Annotated in this window: 20 protein-coding genes; 10 read left to right on the top strand and 10 right to left on the bottom strand. The window is 69.6% G+C overall.

Annotated features, from left to right (window positions below; genetic code table 11):
* The first annotated feature begins 52 nt into the window (after positions 1-52).
* Positions 53-1306 carry a UbiH/UbiF/VisC/COQ6 family ubiquinone biosynthesis hydroxylase gene (locus Q333_RS0101025; protein WP_029414887.1) on the top strand — a complete coding sequence of 418 codons (1254 nt, stop codon included), beginning with the start codon at positions 53-55 and terminating at the stop codon, positions 1304-1306.
* A 9-nt stretch (positions 1307-1315) separates the two neighbouring features.
* Here Q333_RS0101025 and Q333_RS0101020 read toward each other — a convergent pair whose 3' ends face one another.
* Positions 1316-1510, bottom strand: a complete 195-nt coding sequence (locus Q333_RS0101020; protein ID WP_029414886.1) for a Trm112 family protein — start codon at positions 1508-1510, stop codon at positions 1316-1318.
* An 80-nt stretch (positions 1511-1590) separates the two neighbouring features.
* On the opposite strand from Q333_RS0101020, the gene hisN reads away from it, so the two are divergent.
* Positions 1591-2376, top strand: coding sequence for a histidinol-phosphatase (hisN, locus tag Q333_RS0101015; RefSeq protein WP_029414885.1), 786 nt, complete (start codon positions 1591-1593; stop codon positions 2374-2376).
* Between the two features lie 3 nt (positions 2377-2379).
* Here hisN and Q333_RS0101010 read toward each other — a convergent pair whose 3' ends face one another.
* The 3 genes from Q333_RS0101010 to Q333_RS0101000 form a co-directional block, all read right to left on the bottom strand.
* A complete protein-coding gene (locus Q333_RS0101010) occupies positions 2380-3414 on the bottom strand; it encodes an alpha/beta fold hydrolase (protein WP_029414884.1) in 1035 nt (344 codons plus the stop codon).
* The gene (locus tag Q333_RS0101005) at positions 3411-4322 is read right to left on the bottom strand and encodes a class I SAM-dependent methyltransferase (RefSeq protein WP_035293468.1); all 912 of its coding nucleotides are present in this window, start codon (positions 4320-4322) and stop codon (positions 3411-3413) included. The genes Q333_RS0101010 and Q333_RS0101005 overlap by 4 nt, the downstream gene beginning before the upstream one ends.
* An 89-nt stretch (positions 4323-4411) precedes the next feature.
* Positions 4412-5206, bottom strand: coding sequence for a class I SAM-dependent methyltransferase (locus Q333_RS0101000; protein ID WP_029414882.1), 795 nt, complete (start codon positions 5204-5206; stop codon positions 4412-4414).
* 258 nt (positions 5207-5464) lie between these two features.
* Between Q333_RS0101000 and Q333_RS0100995 the strand changes: the two genes are divergently transcribed.
* Positions 5465-5938 (top strand): Hsp20 family protein, encoded by a 474-nt coding sequence (locus Q333_RS0100995; RefSeq protein ID WP_029414881.1) that lies wholly within the window; start codon positions 5465-5467, stop codon positions 5936-5938.
* A 55-nt stretch (positions 5939-5993) separates the two neighbouring features.
* Here Q333_RS0100995 and prfA read toward each other — a convergent pair whose 3' ends face one another.
* A complete protein-coding gene (gene prfA, locus Q333_RS0100990; protein ID WP_029414880.1) occupies positions 5994-7061 on the bottom strand; it encodes a peptide chain release factor 1 in 1068 nt (355 codons plus the stop codon).
* Between the two features lie 181 nt (positions 7062-7242).
* Here prfA and Q333_RS0100985 point away from each other — a divergent pair, with 181 nt between their 5' ends.
* The gene (locus tag Q333_RS0100985; protein ID WP_029414879.1) at positions 7243-8022 is read left to right on the top strand and encodes a sulfite exporter TauE/SafE family protein; all 780 of its coding nucleotides are present in this window, start codon (positions 7243-7245) and stop codon (positions 8020-8022) included.
* On the opposite strand, the gene yihA is transcribed toward Q333_RS0100985, so the two are convergent.
* The 4 genes from yihA to rpmH all read right to left on the bottom strand — a co-directional run bounded on the left by yihA (position 8019) and on the right by rpmH (position 11217).
* The gene (yihA, locus tag Q333_RS0100980; RefSeq protein WP_029414878.1) at positions 8019-8675 is read right to left on the bottom strand and encodes a ribosome biogenesis GTP-binding protein YihA/YsxC; all 657 of its coding nucleotides are present in this window, start codon (positions 8673-8675) and stop codon (positions 8019-8021) included. The two genes, Q333_RS0100985 and yihA, sit on opposite strands and share 4 nt — an antisense overlap.
* Positions 8672-10495: a membrane protein insertase YidC gene (gene yidC / locus Q333_RS0100975; protein WP_029414877.1), complete on the bottom strand. Its 1824-nt coding sequence runs from the start codon at positions 10493-10495 to the stop codon at positions 8672-8674. The genes yihA and yidC overlap by 4 nt, the downstream gene beginning before the upstream one ends.
* Positions 10496-10501: 6 nt before the next feature.
* On the bottom strand, positions 10502-10921 hold the full coding sequence (locus tag Q333_RS0100970) for a ribonuclease P protein component (protein ID WP_035293466.1): 420 nt from the start codon (positions 10919-10921) through the stop codon (positions 10502-10504).
* A 161-nt stretch (positions 10922-11082) separates the two neighbouring features.
* Positions 11083-11217 carry a 50S ribosomal protein L34 gene (gene rpmH, locus Q333_RS0100965; RefSeq protein WP_029414875.1) on the bottom strand — a complete coding sequence of 45 codons (135 nt, stop codon included), beginning with the start codon at positions 11215-11217 and terminating at the stop codon, positions 11083-11085.
* Between the two features lie 140 nt (positions 11218-11357).
* On the opposite strand from rpmH, the gene Q333_RS0100960 reads away from it, so the two are divergent.
* Together Q333_RS0100960 and Q333_RS0100955 are read left to right on the top strand one after the other, a co-directional pair.
* Positions 11358-12080, top strand: a complete 723-nt coding sequence (locus tag Q333_RS0100960) for a TVP38/TMEM64 family protein (protein ID WP_029414874.1) — start codon at positions 11358-11360, stop codon at positions 12078-12080.
* A complete protein-coding gene (locus tag Q333_RS0100955; RefSeq protein WP_029414873.1) occupies positions 12077-13525 on the top strand; it encodes a sensor histidine kinase in 1449 nt (482 codons plus the stop codon). Before Q333_RS0100960 ends, Q333_RS0100955 begins: the two co-directional genes overlap by 4 nt.
* A gap of 14 nt (positions 13526-13539) precedes the next feature.
* On the opposite strand, the gene Q333_RS0100950 is transcribed toward Q333_RS0100955, so the two are convergent.
* Complete coding sequence (locus Q333_RS0100950; protein WP_029414872.1) at positions 13540-15039, bottom strand: phosphomannomutase/phosphoglucomutase; 1500 nt, start codon at positions 15037-15039, stop codon at positions 13540-13542.
* Between the two features lie 155 nt (positions 15040-15194).
* Here Q333_RS0100950 and gpmA point away from each other — a divergent pair, with 155 nt between their 5' ends.
* From gpmA to Q333_RS0100930, 4 genes are all read left to right on the top strand, one after another.
* The gene (gene gpmA, locus Q333_RS0100945) at positions 15195-15908 is read left to right on the top strand and encodes a 2,3-diphosphoglycerate-dependent phosphoglycerate mutase (RefSeq protein WP_029414871.1); all 714 of its coding nucleotides are present in this window, start codon (positions 15195-15197) and stop codon (positions 15906-15908) included.
* Positions 15905-16528: a bifunctional diaminohydroxyphosphoribosylaminopyrimidine deaminase/5-amino-6-(5-phosphoribosylamino)uracil reductase RibD gene (gene ribD / locus Q333_RS0100940; RefSeq protein WP_029414870.1), complete on the top strand. Its 624-nt coding sequence runs from the start codon at positions 15905-15907 to the stop codon at positions 16526-16528. Before gpmA ends, ribD begins: the two co-directional genes overlap by 4 nt.
* 63 nt (positions 16529-16591) lie before the next feature.
* A complete protein-coding gene (locus tag Q333_RS0100935) occupies positions 16592-17863 on the top strand; it encodes a pentapeptide repeat-containing protein (RefSeq protein WP_029414869.1) in 1272 nt (423 codons plus the stop codon).
* Positions 17860-19110 (top strand): pentapeptide repeat-containing protein, encoded by a 1251-nt coding sequence (locus Q333_RS0100930; RefSeq protein WP_029414868.1) that lies wholly within the window; start codon positions 17860-17862, stop codon positions 19108-19110. The genes Q333_RS0100935 and Q333_RS0100930 overlap by 4 nt, the downstream gene beginning before the upstream one ends.
* Positions 19111-19112 lie beyond the last annotated feature (2 nt).

Here is a 19112-nt window from a genome sequence, read left to right as displayed (position 1 = left end):
CTGCGGCGACGCGGCTCTCGACCCTCTGGCTGCGTCCCTCTAGCGTGTCGGCATGACCGCATCGCAGACCCATGACGTGATCGTCGCCGGCGCTGGCCTCGCGGGGGCGACCTTTGCGCTCGCGGCGGCGAGCGGGGGCCTGAAGGTCGCCCTGATCGATCCGCAGCCGTTCTCGGCCCAGCTGGCCGAGACCTTCGACGGGCGATCGACGGCCATCGCCTGGTCGACCTTCCGGATGCTCGACGCCCTGGGCCTGGGCGAGCGCTTGCGGCCGCACGCCTGCCGCATGGACCGCATTCTGGTGACGGACGGCCGCCGGCCCGGCGCGGCGTCGAAATCAGGCTCGCCCGCCTTCCTGCGCTTCGACGCCGAGGAGGTCGGCGACGCGACCGGCGGCGAACCCCTCGGATACATGGTCGAGAACCGCCGCATCCGCGCGGCCCTGGCCGAGGTGCTGGCCGACAGCACGGTCGAGCTGATGGCCCCGGCCGCCGTCGAGACGGTCGACGGCTCGGGCGCGCGGGCGGTGGTGACGCTGAAGGACGGCCGCGCATTGACCGCGCCGCTGATCGTGGGAGCCGAGGGTCGCGGCTCTCTGGTCAGGAAGGCCGCCGGGATCGAGACGGTCGGCTGGGGCTATGGCCAGTCCGGCGTGGTCGCGACGGTGCGGCTGGACCACGACCACGGCAATGTGGCGCACGAATACTTCCTGCCCGGCGGACCGTTCGCCATCCTGCCCTTGACCGAGCAGCGGGCCAGCCTCGTCTGGACCGAGACGACGAAGGCCGCCGAGGCGCTGCGCGACTGTTCCGACGCCGCCTTCCGCTCGCACCTCATGCGCCGCTTCGGCGAGTTCCTGGGCGAGGCCCGGCCGGAGGGGCCGCGCTTCGTCTACCCGCTGGCTCTGGAGCTGGCGACCAAGCTGACGGGGCCGAGGACGGCCCTGATCGGCGACGCGGCCCACGGGGTGCATCCGGTGGCGGGCCAAGGCCTGAACATGGGATTGAAGGACACCGCCGCCCTGGCCGAGGTCTTGATCGAAGCCGCCCGGCTCGGCGAGGACGTCGGATCGGAGACGGTGCTGGATCGCTACGCCCGCTGGCGGCGCTTCGACATCCTGGCCCTGGCGGCCGGGTTCGACGGCTTCGTGCGGCTGTTTTCCAACGACATCGCGCCGGCCCGGCTGGCCCGCGATCTCGGCATGGCGGCGGTCAACCGCATCGCGCCGCTGCGAAAGGCCTTCATGGGCGAGGCCGGCGGCGCGACAGGCGATCTGCCGAAGCTGCTGCGCGGCGAGCTGGTCTGACGCGCAGCGTCAGTCCAGCTGCCTTGCCTCTTCGGCCAGCATGATCGGCACGCCGTCGCGGATGGGGAAGGCCAGCTTGGCGCCCTTGGAGATGAGCTCGTTGGCGGCGCGGTCGTAGTCCAGTTTGCCGCGCGTGACCGGGCAGACCAGGACCTCCAGCAGGCGGGGATCGACGGAAGCCGGCGTGTGGAAGGCGTCGCTCATTTCGGACCGTGACGTTTGGCGTTCGGGAGCCATCACGATACACGACCGAGCCCCAAGCGCCCAAGCCCCCCGGACCCCGAATGACAGAGTACGAAGCCTTCGCCCTGGAGCTGGCCGCCGAGGCCGCGCGGGTCACCCTGCCGCTGTTCCGCAACGAGGCGGCGGCCGAGAACAAGGCGGGCGAAGGGGCCTTCGATCCCGTGACCGAGGCCGATCGGGGCGCGGAAGCTGCTATCCGCCGCCTGATCGAGACGCGCTATCCCGAACACGGCGTCATCGGCGAGGAGTACGGCGAGGACCGCCCGGACGCAGACCATGTCTGGGTTCTGGACCCGGTCGACGGCACCCGCGCCTTCATCGCCGGCTTGCCGCTGTGGACCACGCTGATCGCCCTGCGACACGCGGGCCGCCCGACCGTGGGCTTGATCGCCCAGCCCTATCTGGACGAGGTCTTCCTGGGCGGGCCGTCGGGCGCGCGGCTGGTGTCGCGTGGCGGCGAGCGGGCGATCCGGGTGCGGGAATGCCCTCGCCTGACCGAGGCGGTGATCGCCACCACCGATCCGGACATCTTCACCGCGCCCGAGTTCGGGGCCTGGACCCAGGTGCGGGCGGCGGCGCGGCTGGCCCGGTTCGGGTGCGATGCCTACGCCTATGCCATGGTGGCGATGGGCCGAATCGACCTGGTGGCCGAGACTGGGCTCAAGGAATGGGACTGGTCGGCGCTGGTGCCGGTGATCGAGGCCGCGGGCGGACAGGTGACGGACTGGACCGGCCAGCCGCCGTCGGGCGATGGGCGCATCATCGCGGTCGGTGATGCGCGGGTGCGCGAGGACGCCCTCGTGGCGTTCAAACGCGGCGTGCGCTGAGGCCTAGGCGGCCGGGGTTTCGGTCGGTTCCGGCGCGGCCAGCGGCGCAAGGTCGTTCACCGGCGAGACGTAGTCGGCCATGGCGTCGAACTCGTTCAGGAAGACCGCGCGCATGTCGTCGGTCTCCATGATGACCTCGTGCTTGGCTCCCGCGACCTCCACATAGCGCCCCCGCCCCAGCCGCTTGGCGGCCCAGCGGTTGGTCTGCTTCCAGACCCGGTCGTCCTCGCCGGACTGGACGATGGTGCAGGGGATCAGCACCGATTTCAGCGCCTTGGGCTTGAGCACGCGTTCGCCGGCATCGAGCGCGAAGGCCAGCCAGCCCCAGGTCGGGCCGCCCACCGCCAGGTGTGGACAGGCGAAAAGCTGTTGCCGCCACAGCTCGTAGCGCGTCTCGTCGGACGTCAGGGCATCCTTCTCGAAGGTGTGGTCGAAAGGATCGTCCGGATCGTCCAGGACGAAGTCGCCCGCCTTGCCGTGACGCACGTTCCAGCGCACCGCCAGCTTGACGGACCACATCGATCGCTTTCCCGTCTTCACCCGCAGCATGGGGCTGGACAGGATGGCCCCGGCGAAACGGCTCTCTCCGGCCTCGAGCGTCAGCAGATTGAGCGCGCCGCCCATCGAATGGCCAACCATCACCCAGGGCTTGGGCGCGCGGGCCTCGAAGGCATCCATCAGGCGCGCATAGTCGTCCAGAAACTCCTCGACCGCGCGGGCGTGACCCTTCAGACGGTCGGGCAGAAGGCGGGCCGACAGGCCCTGTCCACGCCAGTCGTGGGCCAGCACGCACCAGCCGCGCGCCAGGAAGTTGCCGATCAGCTCGAAGTATTTCTCGATCGGCTCGGTGCGGCCAGGCGACAGGACGACGGTGCCCCGCGGCCTGGCCGCCACCAGCGTCGACGGCGTCCAGAAGGCGGCGCGCAGGCGCAGGCCGCCGGCGCCGCGGAACCATTCGCCTTGGCCACCCGGCGGGGCGGCGGCTCCAGGCACGCCCATCAGGGGCGCATTGGCGGCGAAGGCGGCGGCGCGGTTCACTCGGGCTTCCGGAATTTGAGGGTCATGCGGTCGCTCTCGCCGATCTCGCGATACGGCGCGCTGTCGAAGGTCGGGTCGGGCGGCGAGCCGAGCGGTGCCGTCAGCAGGCGCGGCGGCAGGGTCTCGACGCCGAAGGGATGGTCCTTGGTGTCATCAGGGTTGGCGTTGATCTCGGATGCCGCCTCGAAGATGAAGCCGGCCTCGGCCGCCAACTGCTTGACGAAGGCCTCCTGGACATAGCCGTCGGCCGCGGCTGGGTCCTGGTCCTGATCGGGGCCGAGGCGATGCTGCTCGACGCCCAGGATGCCGCGCGGGCGAAGCGCCGCGAAGGCGTCGGCGAAGGCCTTTTCGGCGATGCCCGCGGCCATCCAGGCGTGGATGTTCCGCATGAACAGGACCATGTCGGCGGTGCCGGCCGGCGCGACCGGGCCGGTCGTGGCCCCGAACTGGCTGAACTTGACCTCGCCGTACAGGCGGCGATCGGAGCCGAAGCGCTGTTCGAAGTTGGCGTTGAGCGCCGCCTGGGCCGGGTCGGCGCCGGGCGCGGTCGAGAAGCCCACGGCGTAGTATTCGCCGTCGCCCTCGGCGAGGTACGGCGCGAGGATCTCGGTGTACCAGCCGCTGCCGGGCCAGAAGTCGACGACGGTCATGGATGGCTGCAGTCCGAAAAACCTCAGCGTTTCCAGCGGATGCCGCCAGGTATCGCGCGCCCGGTCGGCCGCGCGCCAAGGTCCAGCGATGGCCCACTCCAACGAGCCCTCGGGGGGTCCGGCGGGGGTTTCGGGATCGGCTTTCTCGGGCTCGCGGTCGCCGCAGGCCGACAGGCCGCCGACGGCGATCAGGCCGCAGGCGGCCAGCATGGCCCGCCGCGACGGTCCCGCTGATCCCGACCGCTTATCGTCCCGCATTCGTCATTCCTGCCCCGGCGCCGCCAGCCCGCGACGCCGTCCCGGAAGCGGTTGGGATAGAGGGCTTCGCTAAGCGCGTCAAAGCTCGATCAGGCGGGCTTTCGGAACCGCAGCGTCATGCGGTCGCTCTCGCCGATGGCGTCGTACTCGGCGCGCTCGGCCTCGGTCAGGGGCGTGGCGCGGTCGTTCGGATTGCCCTCGCGCGGCGCCGAGGTGCGGACCGGCGGCAGGGTCCAGACGCCATAGGGGTGATCCCGATCGTCGCGCGGATTGGCGTTCAGCTCGCTCCTGGCGTCGAGCACGAAGCCGGCCCGTTCCGCCGCGGCGATGATGTAGGCCTCCGAGACGTAGCCGAAGGGGGCGGTGGCGTCGGGGTTCGTGCCCGGCGCGGCGCGGTGCTGTTCGATGGCGAGCACGCCGCCCGGCTTCAGGGCGCCGAAGAAGGCGGCCATGAAGGGGTCGGTCCGACCCGCGCGATGCCAGTTGTGGAAGGCGCGGGCGACCAGGACCAGATCGGCGGTCCCGGCCTCGACGCCCATGCCTTCGCCGGGATTGTTCACCGCGACGTAGCGCCCGCCCGTCTGGGCCAGGTAGGGCTGGAGGATCGCCGACCACCAGCCGGCGCGGCCGGGCTGGATCTCGACCACTGTCGAACCCGGCGTCAGGCCCCAGAAGGTCAGGGCCTCATAGGGGCGCCGCGCGGCGTCGCGGGCCTTGTCGGCGGCGGGACGGGCGTCGGACGCGATCGCGGCCTGAAGCGCGGCGTCTTCCTGCAGCACGGGCGGCGCGGCCGTGAGGGCGTTGGAGCCCGCGGCGGGCAGGGCCTGGGCCGAGGCGGTCGTCGCGGCCAGGACGGCGGCGAGGGCGATCACGGATGCGCGCATGAACAGGGTCTCCCGAAGCGTTGTTGTGGTTGGCGGCGACCATACCCACGACGCTTGATCGGGCAAGTGATGATCCGGCGACGGCCGGGGTCTTGACGCCGCACCGAGGCGCACCATCTGAGCATCCGAGAGCGCCGGTTCCCGGGTTCTCGCGGACGGTTCGGGGCCCAGATCGGGACCGGGCGGTTCGATCCCTACGCCGACCCGGGCCACAAATCGCGGGGCGGCTCCATCTTGCTGACTGATCAGGAGATCGACATGCGTACCATCGACTTGACCCCCCTCTATCGCTCGGCCGTCGGCTTCGACCGCCTGGCCTCCCTGCTGGAAAGCGCCGCGCGCACCAGCCAGGAGAACGGCTGGCCGCCCTACAACATCGAGACGACGGGCGAAAACGCCTACCGCATCGAGATCGCCGTCGCCGGCTTCAAGCCCGACGAGCTGAACATCGAGGTCAAGGAAAACCTGCTGACCGTCACCGGCCGCAAGACGGCCAACGACGACGGCGCGGCAAACCGCACCTATCTGCATCGCGGCCTGGCCGAGCGCGACTTCGAGCGCCGCTTCCAGCTGGCCGACTATGTGATCGTGACCGAGGCCCGCCTCGACAACGGCCTGCTGTCGATCGAGCTGAAGCGCGAGCTGCCCGAGGCGCTGAAGCCCCGGCGCATCGAGATCGCCTCGACCGCGACCGGCCTGATCGAAGGCAAGGCCAAGACCAAGGCGGCGTAACCCGCCGGCGTATCGACGAATGAGAGGGGCGGTCTTTGGGCCGCCCCTTTTTCGTTCAGGCGAACTCGGCTTCCAGATCGGCGAGACGCGCCGCCTGATCCTCGGCGATCAGGGCGTCCAGCAGAGGATCGAGCTCCCCTTCCAGGATCTGCGGCAGGCTGTGCAGCGTCAGGTTGATGCGGTGATCGCTGACCCGGCCTTGCGGGAAGTTGTAGGTTCGGATGCGCTCGGACCGGTCGCCCGACCCGACCTGGGACTTCCGGGCGTCGGATCGCGCCTGATCCTTCTGCTGGCGCTGAAGGTCATACAGGCGGACTCGCAGGTTCTTCATCGCCTTGTCGCGGTTCACGTGCTGGGACTTCTCGGACGACGTCACCACGATGCCCGTCGGCAAATGGGTGATGCGCACGGCGGAGTCGGTCTTGTTGACGTGCTGCCCACCCGAGCCGGAGGCGCGGTAGGTGTCGATGCGGATGTCCTTGTCCTGGATGTCGATCTCGACGTCCTCGACCTCGGGCAGGACGGCGACCGTCGCCGCCGAGGTGTGGATGCGGCCGCCGGCCTCGGTCGCCGGCACGCGCTGGACCCGGTGGACCCCGCTCTCGAACTTCAGCCGGCCGAAGACGCCGTCGCCGGTGACCGTGGCGATGATTTCCTTGTAGCCCCCGGCCTCGCCTTCCGTCGCGCTGTCGATCTCGACCCGCCAGCCGCGCGTAGAGGCGTAGCGCGAGTACATCCGGAAGAGATCGCCCGCGAACAGGGCCGCCTCGTCGCCGCCGGTGCCGGCGCGCACTTCCAGCACGGCGCTCGCGTTCTCGTCGGCGTCGCGCGGGGCCAGCAGCAACGCCACGTCGCGCTCCATGTCCGGCAGGCGCTCAGACAGGATACGCAGCTCCTCCTCCGCCATCGCCGCCATCTCGGGGTCCGAGGCCATGGCCTTCAGGTCCTCGATCTCCGCACGCGCGCGGCCGAGCGCGGTGACGGCGTCGGCCACCGGCTTCATCTCAGCGTGCTCCTTGGACAGACGCACGATCTCCTGACCGTCGGTGGCCGCGCCCATGCGCGCTTCCACCTGATGGAAGCGGTCCAGGACCTGGTCGAGCTTGGACTGGGGCAGGCGCAAAGTGGGCTTGGGCTCCGGTTGAGCGAAGGGCCGGACCCTTATCGCGGGGCATCCCGGCTGTCGATGCGACGGCTGCGGACGGTCACGCTGGATAACATCGCCGTCATCGTCGGTTACCCCTGTCGATCTGGGGCATTAGCTGTGCCGTAGCGCTCGTCACGACCGTCAATCTGGGGGCTGGATGGACACCTTTCTGCTGTTTCTGCTGGTCGGCGCCCTGGCCCAGGCGGTCGATGGTTCGCTGGGCATGGCCTATGGCGTGATCTCGTCGTCGGTGCTTCTGGCGCTGGGGGTTCCGCCCGCTATGGCCTCGGCCAGCGTTCACGGCGCTGAAGTCTTCACCACCGCCGCCTCCGCCAGCTCCCACGTCTGGCACAAGAACGTCGAATGGCGACTGTTCATCCCGCTGGCTGTCGCCGGCGTGATCGGCGGCGTTCTGGGTGCCTATGTGCTGTCCGGTCTCGACGGCGAAGTCATCAAGCCGTTCATCGTGGTCTATCTGGCGGGCATGGGTCTCTACATCCTTTGGAGGGCCGGGCATGACATCGAGCCGCGGCGCATCCGCCAGTGGAAGGTCGCGCCGCTGGGCGTCATCGGCGGCTTTCTAGACGCCATTGGCGGCGGGGGCTGGGGCCCGACCGTCTCCTCGACCATGGTCGGGGCTGGCGCCGAGCCGAGACGCGCCATCGGCACGGTCAACACGGCTGAGTTCTTCCTGACCGTCGCGATCTCCGCGACCTTCGTCTGGGCGCTTGTGACGGGCCACTGGGAAGAGGCGGGCGCGCTGGAGAACCATGCGGCGGCGATCGGCGGCCTGGTCGTCGGCGGCCTTCTGGCGGCCCCCTTCGCGGGCTGGATCACCAAGCGGCTGCCGCGTCGAGCCTTGACCTATGGCGTGGGCGGTCTTCTGGTCCTGCTGGCTGGCTTTCAGGGCCTGCAGCTTGCCGGAGTGGTCGCCTAAATCTGGACGCCCGTCGTTCGCATGATCTCGGCCCGCAGTTCGGGCAGCCCCAGCCCCTTCTCCGCCGAGGTCACCGCCACCGCCGGAAACGCCGCCGGGCGCTTGGAGATGGCCTTCAGCGTCGCCTCGCGCACGGCTTCGCGCTCGTGGGCCTTGATCTTGTCGGCCTTGGTCAGGACGATGTGATAGCTGACGGCGGCGAGGTCGAGCGCGTCCAGCGCCTCGGTGTCGACGCTCTTCAGCCCGTGCCGGCTGTCGATCAGCAGATAGACCCGCTTCAGCGTCACCCGCCCGCGCAGATAGTCCCGGCCCAGGTTCTGGAACTGCTTGACCGTCGACTTCGACGCCTTGGCCCAGCCGTAGCCCGGCAGGTCCACCAGCCGCATCTTTCCGTCCAGGTCGAAGAAGTTGACCTCGCGCGTCCGGCCCGGCTCGTTGGACGCCCGCGCGAGCTTGTGCATGCCGACCAGGCCGTTGATCAGGCTGGACTTGCCGACATTGGACCGGCCGGCGAAGGCGATCTCGGGCAGGTCCGGTTCGGGCAACTGCTCGATCTTGGCGCAGCCCATGACGAAAGTCGCGGGCCGGGCGAACAGCACCCGCGCGGCCTCGATCTCCTCGTCCGAATAGGCGCCGGTCTCGGGCTCCGTCACGCGGGTTTGTTTCTCAGCTTGGCGATGAAGTCGTCGATCGGGTTCTCGGCCCCGAAGCGGTGCATGATGAAGTACTGTTGGGCGATCGACAGCACGTTGTTCCAGGCCCAGTATACCAGCAGACCCGCCGGGAACACCGCCATGATGAAGGTGAAGATCACCGGCATCCAGGCGAAGATCTGGCGCTGCACCGGATCGGGCATGGGCGGGTTCATCGCCTGCTGCAGCCACATGGTGAAGCCGTAGAAGATGGCGAGCACGCTGAGCCCCAGGGTGAAACCGCCGCCCGAGTTGACCAGCAAGCCGCCCAGCAGCGGGATCGAACCCGGATCCCACGGGATCAGGCCGAACAGGGTCCAGATGTTGGTCGGATCGGGCGCCGACAGATCGCGGATCCAGCCGAAGAAGGGCGCATGGCGCATCTCGATGGTGACGAACAGCACCTTATACAGGGCATAGAAGACCGGGATCTGCACCAGGATCGGCAAACAGCCCGCCAGCGGATTGATCTTCTCCCGCTGATACAGCGCCATCGTCTCCTGCTGCTGCTTCTGCGGGTCGTCTTTGAACTGCGTCTTGATCTTCTCCATCTGCGGCTGGAGCTTGCGCATCTTCGACAGGCTCTCGTAGCTCTTGTTCGCCAGCGGGAACATGATGAGCTTGATCGTCAGCGTCAGCAGCAGGATGGCCACGCCGAAGTTGCCGACCAGGCCGGCGAACCAGTGGACCAGCAGGAAGATCGGTCGCGTCAGGAAGAACAGGAAACCCCAGTCGATCGCATAGACGAAGCGCGGCAGGCCCAGCACTTCCTCATAGTCTGCCAGGATCTCGTTGCGCTTTGCGCCGGCGAACAGGCGCTGTTCCTCGGTGATCTGCCGGCCCGGATTGATGGTGCGGGGCTCGCCGAGCAGGCGGGCCTCGCGCATCTGCAGGCCATTGGCGTCGCGCGCGACGAACTCGGCCTCGATCGTCTGGTTCTGCCCGGGGATCAGGGCCGCCAGCCAGTATTTGTCGGTGATGCCCAGCCAGCCGCCGGTGGATTCGAACTCTTCGCGCGGCTTCTTGGTCCAGTCGCCGTACTTCAGCTGGGTGGTCGAGTAGTCGCCGGGTTCGCCGAAGGTGCCGATCCCGCCTTCGTGCAGGATCTGGTTCTTGCCGAGCGTATCGGGCACGCCCTGGCGCTCAATGCGGCCATAGGGGGCGATGACGATCGGCGTCGTGCCCAGGTTGGCGACGGTGTCCCGGAGCGTGAAAAGGTAGTTCTCATCGACCGACACCACGCGGGTGAAGCGCAGACCCTGACCGTTGTCCCAGGTCAGGGTGACCGGCGTCGTCGGCGTCAGGGTCGAGCCGCTGGTCAGCCGCCACAGGGTGTTGGGGCCGGGCACGCCGCCGGCGATGTTCTGTCCGGTCCAGCCGAACTGGGCCAGGAAGGCGTGCTCCATGCCCGCCGGGCGGAACAGCTCCACGGGCGCGGGATCGTCCAGCGTCTCGCGGTAGTCGGTCAGGAACAGGTCGTCGATCCGGCCGCCCTGCAGCGACAGGGAGCCGCGCAGCTTGCCGGTCTGGATCGGCACGCGGGCGACCGTGCCCAGCGCCTGGCCGCGATCCTCGGTGAAGACGGCGGCGGACGGGGCGGGGGCGGCGCCCGGAACTGCCAGGTCGCCGTCGGCGTCGACGGTCTGAGACGCTGCCGCGGCCTCGGCGGCGGCGCGCTGCTGTTCGGCCTGGGGGCCCAGGATGAAGATCTGGTACAGGATCAGGATCACCGCCGTCGCGACGACGAAGATCACCATGTTCCGCGTGTTCTCGTTCTTCATTCGGGGTCAGGCGTCCTGAGCAGGCGGGGGGTCGGAAATGGGGGCGGCCTCGCGCGAACGCGAGGGGTCCGGCGGGCCCGGCTGCGCCAGCCTTGTAAGGGCGGACGCCACATCGTCAAGCAGACGCTCCCAGGGCCGATCCGCCGTGCCCTGCCGGGCAATGAGCACATAGTCGGAGCCGGCGACGCCGTGAACGGGCAACAGGGCGTGTGCGGCCTCGCGCAGGCGGCGCTTGGCGCGGTTCCTGACCACCGCCCCGCCGATCTTGCGGGTGGCGGTGAAGCCCACGCCGATGGCCGGATCGCGGTCGGCGCGATCCAGCCGCTGGATCAGCACGGCGCCGCGCGCCAGGGAAACGCCTTTCGCGGCCGCCAGAAACTGGGGCCGCTTGGTCAGGCGTCGCAATGAGGGGGGATTCTCGTTCATCCCTTCTCCCCTTGCGGGAGAAGGTGGCCCGCAGGGCCGGATGAGGGGTGCAACTCGGTGTCTGACGGGAACGCAAGGCGGATGCATCGTGTCTGCATCCTCGTACCCCTCATCCGACCTCGCTGCGCTCGGCCACCTTCTCCCGCAAGGGGAGAAGGAAATCAGGCCGTCAGGCGCTTGCGGCCCTTGGCGCGGCGGCGGGCGACGATCTTGGCGCCGTTCTTGGTGGCCATCCGCGAACGGAAGCCGTGACGGCGCTTGCGCACGAGTCGCGACGGCTGATAGGTCCGCTTCACGGTCGGCTCCTGTGTTCGAATAGGGTTGCGCGGCCGGACAGGGCGTCCGTCGCGGGAAGGGCGGGCGTATAAGGGCGGGGGCGGCGGCTGTCAACGCCGGTAAGGCCGCCGATCCGGGAGTTGCGGGCGTTGAGACATCCATGAAGCGCCTCTCTCGGTTTCTCCCCCTACTTGCCCTCGCGGCCGTGATCGTCCTGATCTTCTCCATGGGCTGGCATCGCTATCTGTCGCTGGAGACGCTGAAGGTCCACGGCACGGCGCTGCGCGCCTTCACCGCTGACAACTACATCCTCGCGCTGCTGGCCCTCATGGCCCTGTTTGCTGTCCTGACGGCCAGCGTGGTGCCCGGAGTCTTCTTCCTGACCATCACGGCGGGCTATCTGTTTGGGCCCTGGGTCGGTGGTGTGTCGACCGCCATCGCCGCCACCCTGGGCGCCCTCATCGTCTATGGCGTCGCCCGCACGGCGCTGGGCGAGGACCTGCGGCGCCGGGCCGAGGGCGACAAGGGGATGTTCGCCAAGGTCTGCGCCACCATCGACAAGGACACCTTCTGGTATGTGCTGGCGTCCAGGCTGGCGGTGGTGGTGCCGTTCCACATGATCAACGTCGCGGCCGGTCTGATGACGGTCCGGCTCGCGCCCTACATCATCGCCACGGTGATCGGCCTCTTGCCCGCCCACATCATCTACTGCTGGATCGGAGCGCGGCTGAACACCCTGCTGGCCAGCGATCCCAATCCGGACATCCAGGCCCTGTTCGGCCAGTTCTGGGCGCCGATGCTGGGCGTCTTCGTCCTGGCCGTCGTGCTGCCGCTGGCGCTGAAGGCCGTCCAGCGCCGCCTGCCGGGAGCCGCCGCGCCATGAGCCCGCAGGCGCGGCTGTCCGATCTGTTCGAGCGCGCTCGCCGCTGGCGGCCGGCCGCGCCCGACGGCCTGCAGTCGCGCCTGCTGATCCTGACCGTGCTGTTCACCCTGGCGGTCGAGGCGCTGATCCTTTTGCCCAACGCCGCAAACTTCCATGAGACCTGGCTGCAGGACCGGCTCCAGGCCGCCGAACTGGCCTCCGTCGGCGTCGAGGCCCTGCCGTACAACGCCGTCGACCCCGAGACCGCCGATCAGCTGCTGCGCATCGGCGGCGTGTCGGCGGTGGCCATCTCCGACCAGGGCGTCATGAGCCAGCTGCTGCGCGCGCCCGATCTGCCCCGCACGCCCGACTTCATCGACCTGAGGCGCCGGAACACCGGCGCGCGCCTGTGGGAGCCGATGGAGACGCTGATGGGCCACCCGGACCGCTCGATCCGCGTCCGCGCCGCGCCCCGCTATCGCTCCGGCGACTTCATCGACGTGGTCGCGCCGGCGGAACCGCTGAAGCAGGAACTCCAGGCCTTCCTTCTGAACAGCCTTCTTGTGTCGCTGGTCATTTCGGCGGCGGCGGGCGGCCTGCTTTACGCCGGTCTGGCGTTCCTCGTGCTCCGCCCACTTCGCCGCGTGACGCGGTCCATCGAGGGCTTCGCCGCCGACCCGCTCCAGCCCGCGCCCGAACCCTCGGACCGTCAGGACGAGATCGGCAGGGTCGAGCGCGAACTGGCCCGCATGCAGGAAGAGGTGCGTCAATCGCTGAAGTCGCGCGCCCGCCTCGTGGCGCTGGGCGAGGCCGTGGCCAAGATCAACCACGACCTCAGGAACATGCTGACCTCGGCCCAGATGGCGTCCGAGCGTCTCGCCGCCTCGCCCGACCCCCAGGTCGCCAAGGCCCTGCCCCGGCTGGAGCGCGCGCTGGGCCGCGCGGCCGCCCTGGCTCGCAACGTGCTCGACTACGGCAAGTCCGAGGAACCGGCCCCCGTCATCGACCGCCTCGCGCTGGCCCCCGCCGTCACCGCCGCCGCAGAGGACGCCGGGTTGGAACCGACCGGCGTGCGCCTCGCCAGAACCATCCCCGCGCGCTTCTCGATCCGCGCCGACGGCGATCAGCTCCACCGCATCCTGGTCAACCTGATGCGCAACGCCCGCCAGGCCATCGAGGCCGATCCGACGCGCAAGCCGGGCCGTCGCGGCGCGCTCGGCTGCGTCACCGTCTCGGCGTGGGAACAGCCCGGCTGGAGCGTCATCCGCATCATCGACGACGGCCCAGGCATCCCGCCGCGCCTGTCCGAGCGCCTGTTCGAGCCCTTCGTCAGCGGAAGCGGATCGGACGGCACGGGGCTCGGCCTCACCATCTCGCGCGAGCTGGCGGCCAACCACGGCGGCGATCTGCGTCTGGTCGAGACCGGCCCGACCGGCACGACCTTCGAGCTCCGCCTTCCTACCTGACCTACCTGACGGCGTCAGATTTCCTGATTGTAGGCGCCGACCTCGGGATGGCGGGCCAGGCGCGGCTTCACCTCCTCGCGGAACAGGGCGCGCATGTCGTCTTCCGAGCGCATGCTCTCGACCACCACGACCAGCTCCGGCTTGTTGGACGAGGCGCGGACCAGTACCCAGGACCCGTCGTCCAGATGCACGCGAGCGCCGTTGACGGTGATGACCTCGACGATCTTGCGCCCCAGAATCGAGCCGCCTTCCGCGCCGAGCTTCTCGTACTCCGCCACGACTTTGGCCAGCACATCGTACTTCAGCTCGTCGTCGCAATGCGGCGACATGGTCAAGCTGGTCCAGGCGTCGGGAAGCGCCCGCTTCAGTTCAGACAGGCGCTTGCCGGGATTGCGATCCAGCATCTGCAAGACGGCTGCGGCCGCCACGATGCCGTCGTCGTATCCGCGCCCGATCGGGTCCGCGAGGAAGAAGTGGCCGGACTTCTCGAAGCCCGCCAGCGCGCCCAGCTCGGCGGTCTTGCGCTTGATGTAGCTGTGGCCGGTCTTCCAGTAGACTGTCGTCGCCCCATTGGCCGCCAGCACTTCGTCGGTCTTGTAGAGGCCGGTCGACTTCACATCGACCACGAAGGTCGCGTTGGGATGCAGCGCCGACAGGTCGCGCGCCAGCAGCAGCCCGATCTTGTCGGCGAAGATCTCTTCGCCGGTGTCGTCCACCACCCCACAGCGGTCGCCGTCGCCGTCGAAGCCCAAAGCGAGGTCGGCCCCCGTCTCGCGCACCTTCTCGGCCATCTGGACCAGCATGGCGTGGTCTTCGGGGTTGGGGTTGTATTTGGGGAAGCTCCAGTCGAGGTCCGCGTCCATCTCGATCACCTCGGCGCCCATGCGGCGCAGGGCCTCGGGCGCGAAGGCCCCGGCCGTGCCGTTGCCGGTGGCGCAGACCACCTTCAGCGGCCGGCTGAGCTTGATGTCGCCCACGACCTCCTGAAGATATTGCTCGCGGAAGCCCTCGACCCGCTCGATGCGGCCGCCCGGACGCGGCACACCCGTTCCCGACAGCACGATCTCCTTCAGCCGCCCGATCTCGTCGGGGCCGAAGGTGACAGGCGGGTTGGTGCCCATCTTCACGCCGGTCCAGCCGTTCTCGTTGTGGCTGGCCGTGACCATGGCCACACAGGGGGCTTCCAGCGCCAACTGGCCGAAATAGGCCATAGGCGAGAGCGCCAGACCCACGTCCAGCACCTCCATGCCGCCCTCCATCAGGCCGATGGTCAGGGCGTGCTTCACCGTCGAGGAATAGGAGCGGAAGTCGTGACCCACGACGATGCGGGGCTGGACGCCCTGCTCATGGGAAAAGGTGGCGACGGCCAGACCCAGCGCCTGGATGCCCAGCAGGTTGATCTCCTTCTCCAGGATCCAGCGCGCGTCGTATTCGCGGAACCCCGTCGGCTTCACCAGCGGAATGGTCTCGTACTCGAAGGTGTTCGGGACCAGGTCCTGGCGGGGCTTCAGCATGCGGGCGTTCCTCTGCGGCGGGCCTTGGGAAGACCCGGCGCGGTATAGACGGGGGGTCGGAAGGCCACAACAACGCCGCTGGGCGGGGCTGGCTCCCGGCTTGACCCCCGGATGGCCCGCGCCTACCCCGAATGCCTCAGTTTTTCGGAGACCCCATGCCCCGCCTGATCCTGCTGCGTCATGGCCAGAGCCAGTGGAACCTGGAGAACCGCTTCACCGGCTGGGTCGACGTCGACCTGACCGCCGAGGGCGAGGCCCAGGCGCGGCGCGCGGGAGAACTGATCGCCGAAGCGGGCTTTCGTCCGGCGGTGATGTTCACCTCGGTTCTGACGAGGGCGAAACGCACGGGGGCTCTCGCGCTCCAGTCGGCGGGCCTGGCCGGCGTGCCTGTGATCGAGGACTGGCGACTGAACGAGCGCCACTACGGCGGCCTGACGGGGCTGGACAAGGCCGAGACGGCCCGGAAGCACGGCGAGGACCAGGTCAAGGTCTGGCGACGCAGCTACGACATTCCGCCGCCGCCGCTGGAGCCCGGATCGGAATGGGACTTCGAGGGCGACCCCCGCTACGCTGGGCAAGCGATCCCCGACACCGAGAGCCTGAAGACCACGCTCGACCGCGTCCTGCCCTACTGGAACGCCGAGATCGCGCCGCGTCTGGCCGCAGGAGATGACGTCCTGATCGCCGCTCACGGCAACTCGCTGCGCGCCATCGTCAAGCACCTGTTCGACGTGCCCGACGACCGGATCGTCGGCGTCGAGATTCCGACCGGCAATCCGCTGGAGATCGACCTGGACGCCAGCCTCAAGCCGACCGCCGCCCGCTATCTGGACGCCGGTCGCGCCCAGCCCCTGCCTGAGGCCGCATGAGCGCCGAGGACGCCCGCTTCATGGCCCGCGCCATCGATCTGGCGCTGGCCCGCATGGGCGAGACCTGGCCCAATCCGGCGGTGGGCTGCGTGCTGGTCAAGGACGGACAGGTGATCGCCGAGGCCGCCACCGCCCCCGGGGGCCGCCCCCACGCCGAAGAACAGGCGGTCCCCGCCGCCGGCGAGGCCGCGCGCGGCGCGACCGCCTACGTCACCCTCGAGCCCTGCGGCGCGCGGTCGTCGGGCCGCGCCTCCTGCGCCCATTTCCTGGCCGAAGCCGGGGTCGCGCGCGTCGTCGTGGCCGCCCTGGATCCCTCGCCGTTCGCCGCCGGCCGGGGCGCCGAGCGCCTGCGTCAGGCGGGGGTCGAAGTCGAGACCGGTCTGATGGGCGAACAGGCCGCCGTGCTCTCGGAGGGCTTCCTGCACCGTCACGAGACGGGCCGCCCCATGGTCCGCATCAGCGAGGACGGCCAGGGTTTCGACGCCCGCTTCGCCGCCAGCCCCCGCGCCGACCTTGTCACCGAGCTCAAGCGGCTGGGGGAGGCGGGCTACACCCGTCTCTGGACCGGACCGGGCGAACTCGCCGACGCCCTGGCCGAGCAGGGCCTGCTGACGAGCTGAACAGCGTTAGGAATCAGGGTTTCCGAAAACCTTCCTTAAGCGACGCTGTCCCATGATGGGACCATGTCAGCGGTCCAGGAAGGCGTCGTCCGGCGCCGCATCAGCCAGCAGGAGCTCGACGCCATCTGCGCGCGGCACGACCGGCTGTGGCAGGCGCGCCCGGGCGGCGCGCGCGCCGTCTTCGCCTGGATGGACCTGTCGGGCCTCAATCTGAAGGGCCGCAACCTCGCCGACGCCGACTTTTCCGCCGCCTGCCTTATCGGAGCGGACCTGACGGGCGCCCGGCTCGACAACGCGGCCTTCTTCGGGGCCGACATGCAGGATGCGATCCTGGTCGACGCCTCGCTGCGCCGGGCCGATCTGCGCGGGGCCTGCCTGCGCGGCGCGGATCTGTCGGGCGCCGACATGTTCGAAGCCGATCTGAGGGAAGGGGCCATCGCCGCCGCCGACAAGTCGGTTGGTTTCCGTATCGTCGAGGCCCAGAACCGCAGTCCGACGGAGGCCCAGGGCGCATCGCTCGTGGGTGCCAATCTGCAGAGGTCGCGTCTGTCGGGCATCGCGGCCCAGTCCGCCGACTTCTCCGACGCGATCATGAAAGACTGCAAGCTGGTCCGGGCCAATCTCAAAGGTGCCGCCTTCCGTGGTGCCGACCTTGCCGGTGCCGACCTGTCAGGGGCCGACCTGACCGGAGCGGATCTGCGGGACGCGGTGCTGGTGGGGGTGACCTCGGCCATGTGGCGCACCGACGGAGCGAACCTCGAAGGCGCCCTGACCGACACCCGCTCATCCGGCTCCCCGGTCGCCAAGCTGCCCGCCGCCGACATGCTGCATGAGCACGCCGTCTGGTGCGAGACCGGCGGGGCCGAGGGCCAGCCCTCAGTGTTCGACGACGTCGATCTTCGCGCTCTGGGCTCCATCACCGGCCTGAATCTGACCGCTCTCTCGGCCAAACGCGCAGTCTTCTACGGCCTGAACATGGAGGGCGTGCAGCTTCAGGGTGCCCATCTGGAGGGTGCCGATCTGCGCTCGACCAATCTGCGCCGCGCCGACCTGCGGGGTGCCCGTCTGGTCGGTGCCCGGCTGAACGGTGCCGATCTGCGTGAGGCCCAGCTGGGGCCGCTGATGCTCGGACCCGAGCGTCTGCTGCCTGCTGATCTCACCGGGGCCGGGCTGCGGGCCGCCGACCTGTCGGGCGCCGACATCCGCCGGGCGATCCTGGTCCGCGCCGACCTCACACGAGCCGTGCTGCACGGCGTTCAGGCCCGAAACGCCGAGTTCGCCGAGGCGACCCTGACTGGTGTCCGTGGCCTCGAACCGGAGGGGGCGTACGCATGACGATCAACCGCCGCCGCCTCGGTCAGGGCGACTTCGACCTGTTCGCCGCCGCCCACGAACGATTCGTCTCCGGCAGGCCCGGCGGGCGCAAGCTGTCGCTCAAGTTCGTCGACCTGACCGGCGTCAGCATGGCCCACCGAATTCTAGACGACGCCGACTTCTCGGGCTCGGTCCTGCAGGCGTGCAATATGGCCGGGGCGCGGCTGGAGCGGGCCGTGCTCTTTGGTTGCGACCTGCGCGGCGCCGATCTGACCCGGGCGCGACTGGTTCGGGCCGATATCCGAGGGACCTGCCTGCAGGGTGCCGACCTGTCCGAAGCCGACCTGACACAGGCCGACTTCCGCGAAGGCGTCATCGCAGTGCCGCACGAGACCAAGGGCCTCACCGCGGCCCGGCACGAGACCCGGGGTGGCCAGGCCGACGGAGCCCGCTTCTCCGGCGCGACGCTGGACGGTTCGCGGTTCGACGGCATGAGCGCGATGAAGGCCGACTTCACCGACTGTTCCCTCCGCGGCGCCAATCTCAGCGGCGCCAATCTCAAGGACGCAGACCTGTCCGGCGCACAGATGGACGGTGCGGCCGTCGCAGGGGCCAACCTCACCGGGGCGCGGCTGTGCGGGGCCATTCTAAGCGGTGTCGCAATGGACACGGCCAAGCTCGACCGCACCGACACCACGGGCTGTATCCGCGATCCGGACGCTGCCGCCATCGCGCGCGCTGAAGAGCTGTTCCAGATGGCGCTGGACGCCAATGCCTGGGTCGAGAGCGGCGGCGCGCTGGGCGGCGCGGCCATCTTCGACGGCGAGGATCTGCGCCCGCTCGGCGATCGCCTGAAGGGGCTGAAGCTCTCGGCCATGAGCGCCAAGGGGGCCTGTCTCGCCGGCTTGGACCTGCGCGGCCTCGCGCTTCAGGGGGCCAATTTCGAAAACGCCGACCTGCGTGGCGCGCGGCTGTCTCAGGCGGATCTGCGCGGCGCGCGGATGGGCGGGGCGCTCATGACCAAGGCTGATCTGACCGCCGCCGATCTCACCCCGCTGCCTCTCGGGCCCGGCCGGTCGATCCCGGCCAATCTCTCGGGTGCGCGTCTGCGATATGCCGAGCTTCGCCGCACGGATTTCACCAGCGCGGTGATGACGGGCGTGGATCTGTCCGGGGCTGACCTGACGGGCGCCAGTCTGGCGGGCGCCGAGCTGACGGACGCCCGGCTGGATCGGGCGGCGGGACTGCCTCAGGTCGCGGCCGCCTGAGA

It is taken from the genome of Brevundimonas bacteroides DSM 4726, from assembly GCF_000701445.1.
GTDB lineage: Bacteria > Pseudomonadota > Alphaproteobacteria > Caulobacterales > Caulobacteraceae > Brevundimonas > Brevundimonas bacteroides.
This window is presented reverse-complemented; position numbering and strand designations above follow the sequence as displayed.

Coding starts and splice junctions, on each gene's coding strand:
- Q333_RS0101025 (WP_029414887.1), top strand. CDS start 53: ATGACCGCATCGCAGACCCATGACGTGATCGTCGCCGGCGCTGGCCTC.
- Q333_RS0101020 (WP_029414886.1), bottom strand. CDS start 1,510: ATGAGCGACGCCTTCCACACGCCGGCTTCCGTCGATCCCCGCCTGCTG.
- hisN (WP_029414885.1), top strand. CDS start 1,591: ATGACAGAGTACGAAGCCTTCGCCCTGGAGCTGGCCGCCGAGGCCGCG.
- Q333_RS0101005 (WP_035293468.1), bottom strand. CDS start 4,322: ATGCGGGACGATAAGCGGTCGGGATCAGCGGGACCGTCGCGGCGGGCC.
- Q333_RS0101000 (WP_029414882.1), bottom strand. CDS start 5,206: ATGCGCGCATCCGTGATCGCCCTCGCCGCCGTCCTGGCCGCGACGACC.
- Q333_RS0100995 (WP_029414881.1), top strand. CDS start 5,465: ATGCGTACCATCGACTTGACCCCCCTCTATCGCTCGGCCGTCGGCTTC.
- Q333_RS0100985 (WP_029414879.1), top strand. CDS start 7,243: ATGGACACCTTTCTGCTGTTTCTGCTGGTCGGCGCCCTGGCCCAGGCG.
- yidC (WP_029414877.1), bottom strand. CDS start 10,495: ATGAAGAACGAGAACACGCGGAACATGGTGATCTTCGTCGTCGCGACG.
- Q333_RS0100970 (WP_035293466.1), bottom strand. CDS start 10,921: ATGAACGAGAATCCCCCCTCATTGCGACGCCTGACCAAGCGGCCCCAG.
- Q333_RS0100960 (WP_029414874.1), top strand. CDS start 11,358: ATGAAGCGCCTCTCTCGGTTTCTCCCCCTACTTGCCCTCGCGGCCGTG.
- Q333_RS0100955 (WP_029414873.1), top strand. CDS start 12,077: ATGAGCCCGCAGGCGCGGCTGTCCGATCTGTTCGAGCGCGCTCGCCGC.
- Q333_RS0100950 (WP_029414872.1), bottom strand. CDS start 15,039: ATGCTGAAGCCCCGCCAGGACCTGGTCCCGAACACCTTCGAGTACGAG.
- gpmA (WP_029414871.1), top strand. CDS start 15,195: ATGCCCCGCCTGATCCTGCTGCGTCATGGCCAGAGCCAGTGGAACCTG.
- ribD (WP_029414870.1), top strand. CDS start 15,905: ATGAGCGCCGAGGACGCCCGCTTCATGGCCCGCGCCATCGATCTGGCG.
- Q333_RS0100935 (WP_029414869.1), top strand. CDS start 16,592: ATGTCAGCGGTCCAGGAAGGCGTCGTCCGGCGCCGCATCAGCCAGCAG.
- Q333_RS0100930 (WP_029414868.1), top strand. CDS start 17,860: ATGACGATCAACCGCCGCCGCCTCGGTCAGGGCGACTTCGACCTGTTC.